Annotated in this window: 11 protein-coding genes and 1 pseudogene; 9 read left to right on the forward strand and 3 right to left on the reverse strand. The window is 42.8% G+C overall.

Features of this window, described 5'->3' with window-relative positions; genetic code table 11:
* Positions 1–163: 163 nt before the first annotated feature.
* Positions 164–592 (reverse strand): lactoylglutathione lyase, encoded by a 429-nt coding sequence (gloA, locus tag WN50_RS12265; RefSeq protein WP_046277055.1) that lies wholly within the window; start codon positions 590–592, stop codon positions 164–166.
* Positions 593–1300: 708 nt separating this feature from the next.
* Here gloA and WN50_RS12270 point away from each other — a divergent pair.
* From WN50_RS12270 to coaBC, 9 genes are all read left to right on the forward strand, one after another.
* Complete coding sequence (locus WN50_RS12270) at positions 1301–1840, forward strand: ADP-ribosyltransferase (protein WP_046277054.1); 540 nt, start codon at positions 1301–1303, stop codon at positions 1838–1840.
* A gap of 583 nt (positions 1841–2423) precedes the next feature.
* Entirely contained in the window at positions 2424–4241 is a 1818-nt protein-coding gene (locus WN50_RS12275; RefSeq protein WP_046277053.1) for a sodium:solute symporter family protein, read from the forward strand.
* Positions 4242–4303: 62 nt separating this feature from the next.
* Positions 4304–4483: a hypothetical protein gene (locus WN50_RS12280; RefSeq protein ID WP_046277052.1), complete on the forward strand. Its 180-nt coding sequence runs from the start codon at positions 4304–4306 to the stop codon at positions 4481–4483.
* A complete protein-coding gene (locus WN50_RS12285; RefSeq protein ID WP_046277051.1) occupies positions 4476–4997 on the forward strand; it encodes a GNAT family N-acetyltransferase in 522 nt (173 codons plus the stop codon). The genes WN50_RS12280 and WN50_RS12285 overlap by 8 nt, the downstream gene beginning before the upstream one ends.
* A gap of 54 nt (positions 4998–5051) precedes the next feature.
* Positions 5052–5650 (forward strand): HEAT repeat domain-containing protein (locus tag WN50_RS36150; RefSeq protein WP_235440937.1); only part of this gene is annotated, 599 nt, incomplete at its 3' end.
* A gap of 10 nt (positions 5651–5660) precedes the next feature.
* Positions 5661–6056, forward strand: a complete 396-nt coding sequence (locus tag WN50_RS36155) for a HEAT repeat domain-containing protein (RefSeq protein WP_425354802.1) — start codon at positions 5661–5663, stop codon at positions 6054–6056.
* An 83-nt stretch (positions 6057–6139) separates the two neighbouring features.
* Positions 6140–6760, forward strand: coding sequence for an alpha/beta hydrolase (locus WN50_RS12295; RefSeq protein WP_046277049.1), 621 nt, complete (start codon positions 6140–6142; stop codon positions 6758–6760).
* 87 nt (positions 6761–6847) lie between these two features.
* Complete coding sequence (isiD, locus tag WN50_RS12300; protein ID WP_046277048.1) at positions 6848–7060, forward strand: protein IsiD; 213 nt, start codon at positions 6848–6850, stop codon at positions 7058–7060.
* A 217-nt stretch (positions 7061–7277) separates the two neighbouring features.
* Complete coding sequence (gene coaBC, locus WN50_RS12305) at positions 7278–8540, forward strand: bifunctional phosphopantothenoylcysteine decarboxylase/phosphopantothenate--cysteine ligase CoaBC (protein ID WP_046277047.1); 1263 nt, start codon at positions 7278–7280, stop codon at positions 8538–8540.
* A gap of 397 nt (positions 8541–8937) precedes the next feature.
* Here coaBC and WN50_RS37525 read toward each other — a convergent pair whose 3' ends face one another.
* Both WN50_RS37525 and WN50_RS37530 read right to left on the reverse strand, forming a co-directional pair.
* Complete coding sequence (locus tag WN50_RS37525; protein ID WP_072075577.1) at positions 8938–9417, reverse strand: mechanosensitive ion channel family protein; 480 nt, start codon at positions 9415–9417, stop codon at positions 8938–8940.
* Positions 9418–9420: 3 nt separating this feature from the next.
* Positions 9421–11407: pseudogene (locus WN50_RS37530) on the reverse strand (mechanosensitive ion channel family protein); the annotation flags it as partial.
* Positions 11408–11665 lie beyond the last annotated feature (258 nt).

Raw genomic sequence — 11665 nt, forward strand, 5'->3', positions numbered from 1 at the left:
TAGCGTCCCAGGCTTTCTCTGTAAATTTGCTCTCATCAGTCGGTTGCATCTTGCGGTTTCAGATTTTGGGTTGGGAATTTGAGCGGACACTTTTAGGGTAGAAGCAGGAAAATCTTGTTCTAAGGTGTGCTGCTGTTCGTTCTCCTACTTCTACGTTTTTTGATTAACTTGCAGCAGTTGCGGTTTCTTTCTCGCTGCTGCTTCCTTGGGTACCGAGTTGAATTAGTTCTATTTTATAGCCATCGGGATCTTGTACGAAGGCAATCACGGTAGAACCATGTTTCATCGGGCCGGGTTCACGGGTTACTTTAGCACCTGATGCTTTAATTTGCTCACAAGTGGTGTAGATATCGTCTACTCCGAGAGCAATGTGGCCGTATCCATCCCCGATCTCGTAATGATCTACGCCCCAATTGTAGGTTAACTCAATAACAGCCTGATCGGCTTCCTCTCCATAACCGACGAAGGCTAGGGTGAATTCTCCTCCCGGATAATCTTTCTGGCGTAGGAGCTTCATTCCGAGAATATCACAATAAAACTTCTTAGATTCTTCTAGGTTGCCGACTCGCAGCATTGTATGTAACAGTCTCATTGCTGATGTTGACCTCTTGTTAGTGTACCCTCATTGTTTATTTTAAAAGGATGTTCGCTACTTAGGCCGAGATTGGGCTGAAAAATGCGTTGACCTGACATCGATTTCCAGGATATTTCCACCAATAGTTATCTGCTATCGCTTCACGGTTTGTTACTTTGTTTAACGAACAAGTTCTTGAAATTTTTGCGGTTTTGTGGTATAAACCCCGGAAAACTTTTAAAGATGGGCTTGGGGGAATATCCGTATTTTTGGGGGTTACTCAGTTTATCATAGGTTCATTTTAATTTCTGTAACTCTATCCTAGCAATNGGATATTTCCACCAATAGTTATCTGCTATCGCTTCACGGTTTGTTACTTTGTTTAACGAACAAGTTCTTGAAATTTTTGCGGTTTTGTGGTATAAACCCCGGAAAACTTTTAAAGATGGGCTTGGGGGAATATCCGTATTTTTGGGGGTTACTCAGTTTATCATAGGTTCATTTTAATTTCTGTAACTCTATCCTAGCAATTTCAGAAAAGGGTGCTTAAATTGTAATAGGGACTACAAAAAACCGAGATGCAAGCCTGTACATCCGGTTTGAAGCTTGACTGTCCCCCCGGAATTCATTTCAGTTTGAGTCAAGAAGCACCGCCAAGCTTATACCTGTGAGACGAAAAGTTCCCACTTCACCCTTCTAAGGTTTATAAATTTTTTTTGCTGGGCTATGAATAAACTTACATCAACGTTGGAACCCTTGACACCAGAAGATGTCACTCGCTTAACCGGAATTGATACCCCTGTAGTCGAAAAAATTTTTAATGCGATTAGTGATTTTACAACGGGAGATTATCGCAAAATTCGACGCGCTGAAGAACAAGGAATAAAAGACGCGAGAATAGAACTTCTCAACACTTTTATGAATAAAATGTCAGGCTATCAGGGTGAGATTTATCGAGGAATGTCATTCACTGAAAAGTCGATTAAAACTTTTCTAGAAAAGATCCAGCAGCCTGAAGGTTATACTTTAGAAGCGATGGCTAGCTTTACGTTTAGTCTGAATGTTGCTGAAAATTATTCAGGTTCTTGCTATTCAGTTGTACTGAGAGTTAAAGGGAATCGTTCGGGTGTGGCTATTTGTAATTTTTCCGCTATGTATGCTGAATGTGAAGTTTTAGTTCCCAAAGGAACTCGATACAAAGTCGTTAATCTTCCTGACAAAATTGAACCGGGTAAAATTAATTATATTGACCTTCAGGAAGTTTAAAATCATCAACTTAGTGATCGGGGTTCAGCCTCTGAGGGCGGGTTTATTCAGGTTCTTTATGAGAGACATAGATCTTTGTTGAACCCGCCCCTACAGTTTATTCAATCAATGGTCAAACCACACCTCGACACATTCTAACATTTGATTAAATTTAAAAATTCACTTCTCCGACACAAAGGCTCGCTCTTTGTGTCCTTGTGTCTTAGTGGTTTTTCTTCAAAACATTCTAACATTTGATTAAATTTAAAAATTCACTTCTCCGACACAAAGGCTCGCTCTTTGTGTCCTTGTGTCTTAGTAGTTTTTCTTCAAAAAATAGACCCGATAAAAATAATACTTTCTGTAGGCTTTAAAATTTTCAGCAGAAAAGCTTTTACAAAAGGGACTTTCAGGGGTAAACTGAAAGACTTAGATTCATCTTACCATGCGCCCGGTTTCATGCAANGTTTTTCTTCAAAAAATAGACCCGATAAAAATAATACTTTCTGTAGGCTTTAAAATTTTCAGCAGAAAAGCTTTTACAAAAGGGACTTTCAGGGGTAAACTGAAAGACTTAGATTCATCTTACCATGCGCCCGGTTTCATGCAACTGATTGACTGGTTAATTGTCTTGCTGTATCTCATCGTAACAATGGCGATGGGGTTGTATTTGTCTCGTAAAGGTTCCAAAAGCCTCGCTGATTTTTTCGTTTCCGGGCGATCGCTTCCCTGGTGGTTAGCCGGAATTAGTATGGCGGCGACAACGTTTTCAATTGATACGCCTCTCTATATTACTGGAATTGTCGCCAACCGAGGCATTGCAGGAAACTGGGAATGGTGGACGTTTGGCATTTCTCACGTCATTATGGTGTACGTTTTCGCCCGGATGTGGCGACGTTCAGAAGTTCTCACCGATGCCGAATTAACCGAAATACGTTATGGTGGTAAAATGGGGGCAATTTTACGGGGTGTAAAAGCATTTATTTTTGCAGTTCCGATTAATTGCATTGCCATTGGTTACGCCATGTTAGCGATGGTAAAAGTCGTAGAAGCATTAAATATTTGGCAAGCTTTGGGGATTGACGCAACAGAAACTAATCTGAAACTTTTAAGTGTAATTGGAGTCAGTATTTTTGTTTTATTTTATGCTGGTTTAGCGGGTCTTTGGGGCGTTGTAACCACAGATTTCTTTCAGTTTTTTCTAGCCTTATTGGGTGCGATTATTGTTGCCTTTTTTGCCGTTAATAGTGTGGGCGGAATTCAGGAGTTGGTCATAAAAGTTCCCCTCGCTTCTCCAGACAAAGATATATTATCTTTACTTCCGATTTCGGTGGGCGGTGAAAATGGATTTCTCGCCTTTAGCAAAACAGCCGGAATTTCAGCAAGTACCTTTTTTGCTTATATTTTTATTCAATGGTGGTCATGGCGACGCAGTGATGGGGGCGGTGAATTTGTCCAACGATTTGCAGCAGCAAAAACGGAAGCAGAAGCCGAAAAAGCCGCCTGGACGTTTAATATTATGAACTATGTGATTAGAACTTGGCCTTGGATTTTGGTCGCCTTAGCTTCAATTGTTCTTTATCCAAATTTAGAAGATAAAGAGTTAGGTTATCCCCAATTAATGCTGGATTTTCTGCCACCGGGAATTTTAGGGTTAGTTGTGGCTTCGTTGTTAGCGGCGTTTATGAGTACGGTTTCAACTTCGATTAATTGGGGGGCTTCTTTTATTACGAATGACCTTTATCTACGTTTTATTAAACCTGATGCCTCTCAAACTCAACTGGTTTTCATGGGGAGGTTGTCTTCAGTTTTAGTCACCGCTTTGGGGGCAGGTGCGGCATTTTTAGCAACGGATGTTGCGACGGTTTTTCGGTTGGTGATTGCGATAGGTACGGGTTCGGGATTAATTTTAATGTTACGGTGGTTTTGGTGGCGAATTAATGCAGCAGCAGAATTAACCGCAATTGTAGCCAGTTTTTTTGTAGGAATGGCGACGAGTTTAGTCCCCATTTTTAAGATCGAAGATTTTGGCTTGCGGATTATGTTTATTACCGCTTGTGTAACTGTTTTGTGGGTGACGGTTTTGCTGTTGACTTCACCGGAATCAGAAGAAACTTTAGAAACATTTTATCGGCTTGTCAGACCCGGTGGGCCGGGATGGAAACAACAACGCCTGAAAACCGGGTTAACTCCGGTTCAAGATTTGGGGCGGGATTTACAAAAAGCGATCGCGGCTATTGTATTATTATTAGGAGCCTTATTGACGGTTGGTGGTTTTTTGTTGTTGCAAGAAACGTTCGGTTGGGTTTGTCTCATTTTGACGGTTGGGGGCGGCGTGGCTTTGCGTCAATTGAGTAAAAGCCGAGTGTTACCCATGCCCAGGCCAGGACTCGATGACGAAGATCTCGAAGATTATCAGTAGAAATCTAGACACAAAATAGATTACAATTAGATTGGAATTTTCTAGCTGAAGTTGAAAATCCTATGGCTATTTTTCGTCAATATATTGCACCCTTGATTGTCGTTTTAATTTTTCTATTGGCTCTGGTTGCGGTGAGTGCGCGTATTTTTTTACCCGGGGATCTAGCTGCACCTGCACCCATTGGAGAAGTCAGTCCGACGGGTGAACAAGCTCAAGTTTTTCTCAGTAATATTCGTGTCTGATTGGTCAATTCCGGGTTATCGATTACGTTTGGGTTCTCGTTTGGATCGGGCGTTGCTGTTGAAGTTTATGAACCGCACCTATCGAGAACTTCATCCAGAGCGCAACTTTAGCCATTTAGCGGATACCATTGAGCAGTATTTTAGCAATCAAACGCCTCTGTGGTGGGTAGAAGTTGCAGGCGAAGAATATTCTCTGGAAACAAACAGTCCTTTTCCCCCTTTACAACCGATTTCTCCGATTGCTTGTTTATGGATGGGAAATGCCATTGATCAGTTACAGGGTGAACGCATTGCTCATATTTTTCTACTGTATGTTCATCCTGACCACCGACGTCGTAGGATAGGTTCAGCTTTGATGAATCATGCAGAAAACTGGGCAAAACAACGAGGTGATCAGCAGATTAGCTTGCAAGTTTTCTCCCACAATCAACCTGCACTGAATCTTTATCAGAAACTTGGCTATCAAACTCAGTCCATTTCTATGTATAAGTCCTTATCCAATCTCGAAACATGAAACAAATCTGCGATCGCCTGCTAAGATGTCACCCTGATGCTGTAAATTAATGCTATGGAGGATGATGAGTTAAGTGTAATTCATAGCCCGCAAGCATGGGAAAGCCCACTGGATCATCTGGAGACATCAGAAACTCCCCAACCCGATCCAGAGGAGATGTTGCCGTTACTCGAATCACCGGAACCGCAACGCCGAATGATTGCAGCACGGGCATTTTGTGAGATTCAAGACAGGCGGGCTGTTAAGCCGTTAATTGATTTGTTGGCAGAAGCCTGTCCCTTAATTCGAGTCAGTGCAGCTTATGCCTTGGGACGAAACCCCAGTCCAGAAGCAGTAGAACCGTTGATCAAACAACTTGAACAAGACTGGAATGGTTATGTTCGCAAAGGGGTTGTTTGGGCGTTGGGAAATTGTCAGGATCAACGGGCTTTAATTCCGTTGGTGGATGCGTTAAAAACCGATATTCCGGCGGTGCGGTTGTGGGCCGCTAGTTCTTTGGGTCAAATGGCAAAAGTCGGGTATGATGTTGTCGTGCGGGCAGTTCCACCTGTAATTGAAGGACTGATCCGGGATGAAGTGGCGGCGGTTCGCAGTAATTGTGATTGGGCGTTAGGCCAGCTGTGCCGCGTATGGCCGTCTAATGTTGTCCAGTANGTTTGGGCGTTGGGAAATTGTCAGGATCAACGGGCTTTAATTCCGTTGGTGGATGCGTTAAAAACCGATATTCCGGCGGTGCGGTTGTGGGCCGCTAGTTCTTTGGGTCAAATGGCAAAAGTCGGGTATGATGTTGTCGTGCGGGCAGTTCCACCTGTAATTGAAGGACTGATCCGGGATGAAGTGGCGGCGGTTCGCAGTAATTGTGCTTGGGCGTTAGGTCAGTTGTGTCGAGAAATGCCTTCTAATGTCGTCTATGCAGGGGCGATCGATGGCTTAATTGAAGCCTTAGAAGAAGATCAAGATATGGGCGTGCGAGAAGATGCAAAATCTTCGTTATTGCGAGTCGGTGATCCGCGTGGGTTACAGATTATTGAGGAGTTACAACGGGACGGTTTATTGTAGTTTTCTAATCACTCGCTTTGCCAATTTGAGTAAAACCAGGAACAATATAGCGTGAACGCCTAGAGTGTAATCAATCAATATTCATGAACTTAAATACCATTACGATTTCTGCGGAAACCAACAACCCCGAAGGTTTAATTGTATTTCTGCATGGTTGGGGTGCGAATGCAGAAGATTTAGCTTCGTTAACGCCTTTGCTGAGACTAACCCAATATCAGTTTATCTTCCCCGACGCACCCTTTCCCCATCCACAAGTTCCGCTTGGACGGGCTTGGTATAGCCTAGAAACCCAGGAATACAAAGGACTCGATCAAAGTCGCCAAACCCTGATCGACTGGTTAACCTCCCTAGAAGCCACCACAGGTATTCCTGCGAGTCGGACAATTTTAGGCGGTTTTTCGCAAGGGGGGGCGATGACGATGGATGTGGGGCGAGAGTTAGGCTTGGCGGGATTAATTGTGTTGAGTGGCTATCTGCATTTTTCACCGGAACCTGTGAGTGGTTCTTTCCCTCCGATGTTAATTGTACATGGTCGCCTGGATCGAGTTGTGCCGTTGACTGCTGCTATCAGAGCTAGAGATCGTTTTCAGGAACTCGGAGCAGATATACAGTATCACGAATTCGATATGGCTCACGAAATTCGTCCGGAAGTTTTAAGTTTAATACGAAGTTTTGTTGTGGAGGTGATGTCGAAATCGGCTTAAAACCTTACACTATAAAAAGGGAGTCTGATGTGAGATTTACCCACACAAAGGCTCAAAGCAAATGCGATTTACCGGAGGTGGCTACAGATGGAAACGTTGACTCGATCCTCACCCCAAATTTCCACTCTGACTGTGGAAGATGTTGCAGAGTTGGCTGCACGTTTGGAAACTGATGACTATGGTAATCCATTTGATGGGCTCAATGATTGGCATTTGCTACGAGCGATCGCATTTCAGCGTCCAGAGTTAGCTGAACCTTATCTCTATCTACTCGATATGGAGACATACGACGAGGCGTAATCATCTTTCAAGATGATCTGCAATGGGATTAATACGGGGTTCACAGCATGGGCTGTAACCCTATTTTAATTGAAGAAGGCAAGAGGGAATAGGCAATCTTGCAGAAGCAAGAAGGCAGAAGTCAAAAGTTAAAAGTTAAAAGTTAAAACGGAATTCGGAACTCCTGAACTTCTAAACTTCTATAAGTATTTTAGCTTTTATGTTTTTAAGATAGAAGATGAAACCTATTTTACCTTCTCTGTTTGAAAAACGAATTTTAATCGCAGTGAGTGGGGGAATTGCGGCTTATAAAATTTGTGAGGTGATTTCTACTTTGGCGAAAGCGGGAGCGGAAGTTCGAGCGATTTTAACCGACTCAGCCCAACAATTTATTACGCCTTTAACTTTAGCAACGCTTTCTCGTCATCAAGCCTACACCGATGCAGATTTTTGGCAACCGACTCATGGGCGTCCGCTACATATTCAGTTAGGAGAATGGGCGGAATTATTGGTGATTGCGCCTTTAACGGCAAATACGTTAGCAAAAATTGCCACAGGAATGGCGGATAATCTATTAACAAATACACTCTTGGCATCGAGTTGTCCGGTGTTGTTGGTTCCGGCGATGAACCGTCAGATGTGGAAGCAGAATATTGTTCAGCACAATTGGCAACAGGTTCTCAGCGATCAGCGTTTTCACGGTATTAGTCCGGCTTCTGGGATATTGGCTTGTGATCTTCCTTTAAATGAAAGCGAAGGCTGGGAAATTGGCTCAGGACGCATGGCGGAACCGAAGCAAATTCTCGCTCATCTTGAGTCGTTGCTGCATACTGGGGGAAAACGCGATTTACTCGGAAAGCGGGTGTTAGTGAGTGCAGGAGGCACCCGAGAACATCTAGATCCGGTGAGGTTTATTGGCAACCCTTCAACGGGTAAAATGGGGTTGGCGGTTGCTGAAGCGGCAGTTCATCGAGGGGCGACGGTAACGTTGGTACACGCGCCGATGAATACGGAGTTAGTCGCCCAGTTGCCGGATGTAGAATTAGTCAGTGTGACGAGCGCTGAACAGATGTATCAAGCGATGTTGCAGCGTTTCCCCGAAGCGGATATTACCGTGATGGTGGCGGCTGTGGGGGATGTTCAGCCTGGGGAATACCACGAGGAGAAGCTTGCTAAACAGGATTTACCCACAGTTCTCCCATTAAAGCAATGTACAGACATTTTAGCAGAATTGGGTAAAATAAAGCAACCCCCTCAATTTTTAGTGGGATTTGCGGCACAAACGGGGGATATTTTAACGCCTGCCTTGCGAAAATTAGAAGCGAAGAATTTAGATATTATTGTTGCAAATCCGGTTGATCAAGCTAATGCGGGGTTTGGCAGTGATACGAATATAGCGACATTAATTAATCGGGCAGGAAAGCAGATAGATATTGGGGGATGTAGTAAGTTAAAATTGGCTCATCATTTATTTGATTTTATCGAAATGGGTAAAAAATAGAGGGAACAGTAATCAGTTTTGTAGGGGCGGGTTCCGACTTAATTTATGTTTTCCTAGAAACAAGTTAAATAAACCCGCCCCGGAGTCAGAAGAAGGCGCGAATTTGTAGGGGCGGGTTCCGACTTAATTTATGTTTTCCTAGAAACAACTTAAATAAACCCGCCCCTTATTCTGAGGAGGGGGCGAGTTTATTTAGGTTATTTTGTGGGTAACAGACATGATTACAGAACCCGCCCCGAAGTCAGAAGAAGGCGCGAATTTGTAGGGGCGGGTTCCGACCTAATTTATGTTTTCCTAGAAACAAGTTACATAAACCCGCCCCTTATTCTGAGGAGGGGGCGGGTTTAGAACAGTTTTCTGTTAGAATTCAAGGTTAACTCAGAACCCGCCCCTACAACTAATTGTCGTTATTTTTAGAGGAACTTCGCAGTTGGGAGTGATGACCATTACCATCATTATGAGAACTCTCTTCCTCGTGATGCCAAAGAAGACGTTGAGGCATTCCAATGGCAATTCCTTCGCGATCAAAAGCTAACTTAATTCTGAGGCGAAATTCTCGTCCAACCGCCCATTGTTGAATGGGTTGAGTTTTAATCCAAACTTGAATTAAAATCCCATTGTGCGTAATTCCATCTACCCCTAAAATAGAAGCAGGTTCTAGAATTAAATCCTGCCATTGCGGTTCACAACGCATTTCTTCTGCAACTTGATGAATCACTTCTAAGGCGTGTTTGACATCAGCATCGTAAGCAATCTCAATTTTGAAGTCAACTCGTGACCATTCTTTGGTGAGGTTTTGAACAATATCAATATTCCCATTGGGAATAGAAATTAAACGCCCTTCATCACCTCGTAGATGAGTCATGTAGAGATTCATTTNGCGGTTCACAACGCATTTCTTCTGCAACTTGATGAATCACTTCTAAGGCGTGTTTGACATCAGCATCGTAAGCAATCTCAATTTTGAAGTCAACTCGTGACCATTCTTTGGTGAGGTTTTGAACAATATCAATATTCCCATTGGGAATAGAAATTAAACGCCCTTCATCACCTCGTAGATGAGTCATGTAGAGATTCATTTTTTCCACAAAACCTGCAACACTGCCAACAACAATCACATCACCCACTGCAAATTGATCCGTTAAAAGAATCAAACAACCGCGAATAATATTGGTAATGTGAGGTTGAAAAATATAGGTGGCAATCAGCGTGATAATTCCAGCGCTGGCGAGTCCTTGTGTTGAAAGACCTAACACCGATAAAGAGAGAATCGTTGCTAATCCATAAGCAATAACAGTAGTCATTTGAGACAGCGCAGCAGAATAGGTTTTTACCCGCATTGTATAGCGTTGAGGAGTCGATGAAGTTTGTTGTGCTTCTGTCGCCCAACGACTGAGAAGGAAGTCAATAAAGAAATCAACAACTTTGTCAGCAATGCTGAAGAAAATCCAAATTAAAGCAATCCAAATGGGGCTAGTCGCGAGTAATCCGGCATAAACTCGAGTGGGAGCATAGAAGAACATTATAACTGCTATACCCACGCCCCAGATAATGACTTGTATCCAGAGTGAAATGTTTTCAAATAACAGCATTAAGTTAATTTGCTGCTTGAGAATACTTTGTTGTTTGAGAGAGTTTTGCGTGATATACCGCCAAAGGGACTCTACTCCTGAAGCAACTAAATCAAAGGGGATATCAGCTAAATCACTGCTATTATTGTGATACTTAGAAGAACGTGCAGGTTTTTGATCGCTCTGATGAGAATCTGTATTTTTGGCTGCGTTGATGGCTTCTTCTGCTTGGGCGGCTTTAGCAGCTAACTCCTCAGATGTTGTATCGGGTTCAACGGCGACTGATTTTTCTAGATTTTCTAATGTTTTTTGAAGTTTACGGCGTCTAGCTTTAACTTGTTTTTTCAGCCAAAAGAAGATAAAACTCAGGAGCAAAACAACAGCGAAGGTGGGCGAAAAAGTCTTGACAAAGAATAAAGGATTTTCGAGGATACTTCCTTGTTCTTTTAAGGAATTACTTAACTGTTGCCGAATTTTATTTTTCCAAATTCTGGCTAAAACAAATGCTTCTGTCTTCCTGTAGGATAGATTGGGATTACTCTCAGAAATTTGTTCACGCCATTGTCTAATTTGTTCTTGCTGTTTGATATCATTCGGCACTAACAAAGCTTGATTGGGAATAACATCCCATTCTTGCACACTCAAGAGCGTTTGTTTCAAAAATCCCTCTTGAGAAGGTATAAAAATCACAGGAATGTTATTTTCTAGAGCAACTTCAATTTCAGGGGTAGCTGGGTGAAGATTCTCCTCGTTCCTCTTAGATGGAGAGGTGAGGGTTTTACCAATTTGAGTTTCTCGACTTTGTTCAAGGATAATCTTCTTCGCTGAAGTGTTACTTTTATTTAATGAAATATCTGGATTAGATTGATTGGATCTAGCACGACGCAGGGCTTCTTCTTGAATGAGGTTGAGTTTTCGCTGAATTTGTCTGGCTCGCAAATCAACAGGTAAACTGATATTTTGTTGTTCTACAGTGGCGGCGGGTGAAGCAATGGTCAGAATGGGTTTGAAATTTCCAGTCATCCAAACATTACTACACAACTGGAGGTTAGCGCAGTTGAAGGGTTTATTTAACGCATTGAAAATGGGGACTTCGCTATCGGTTACGGTTTCTGTCGGGATGGGGATAAACGGAAGTTGTGCTGTCGCTGTCGGTATCCCGGTGACAGTTAAAATGAACGTTAGCAACGAAACCGATAAAAACCGCATGAGATTAGCTTGTCGGCTTTGTAAATGGCTGCTAAATGCTTCTAATGTTCGGATAATTCCGATCCGGATATCCGTTAATTTAAGCATATGTACTTACCTCTCGTTTGCACTTTTTCCATTCTAAGCAACAAGCATAGAAGTGTGGGAGGAAATACTGCTAAGGGGAGAGAACCTTACCCCATCTGGGTTTTCGACTTTAGCGAGAAGGTTTGGCAGATCACTCTATCTAAAGATAGAAAGATAAAAAGGGTTAAACTCCGATTAATTAATGCGTGTTATGGGGGAGGGGCGGGTTGATCTCAATCTCTCAGTAGTAGTAAAGATCTGGTAGAACCCGCCCCTACA

The sequence above is a fragment of the Limnoraphis robusta CS-951 genome, from assembly GCF_000972705.2.

Excerpts from the sequence above, each read along its gene's own strand:
- gloA (WP_046277055.1), bottom strand. The coding sequence starts at position 592 with ATGAGACTGTTACATACAATGCTGCGAGTCGGCAACCTAGAAGAATCT.
- WN50_RS12270 (WP_046277054.1), top strand. The coding sequence starts at position 1,301 with ATGAATAAACTTACATCAACGTTGGAACCCTTGACACCAGAAGATGTC.
- WN50_RS12275 (WP_046277053.1), top strand. The coding sequence starts at position 2,424 with ATGCAACTGATTGACTGGTTAATTGTCTTGCTGTATCTCATCGTAACA.
- WN50_RS12280 (WP_046277052.1), top strand. The coding sequence starts at position 4,304 with ATGGCTATTTTTCGTCAATATATTGCACCCTTGATTGTCGTTTTAATT.
- WN50_RS12295 (WP_046277049.1), top strand. The coding sequence starts at position 6,140 with ATGAACTTAAATACCATTACGATTTCTGCGGAAACCAACAACCCCGAA.
- isiD (WP_046277048.1), top strand. The coding sequence starts at position 6,848 with ATGGAAACGTTGACTCGATCCTCACCCCAAATTTCCACTCTGACTGTG.
- coaBC (WP_046277047.1), top strand. The coding sequence starts at position 7,278 with ATGAAACCTATTTTACCTTCTCTGTTTGAAAAACGAATTTTAATCGCA.
- WN50_RS37525 (WP_072075577.1), bottom strand. The coding sequence starts at position 9,417 with ATGAATCTCTACATGACTCATCTACGAGGTGATGAAGGGCGTTTAATT.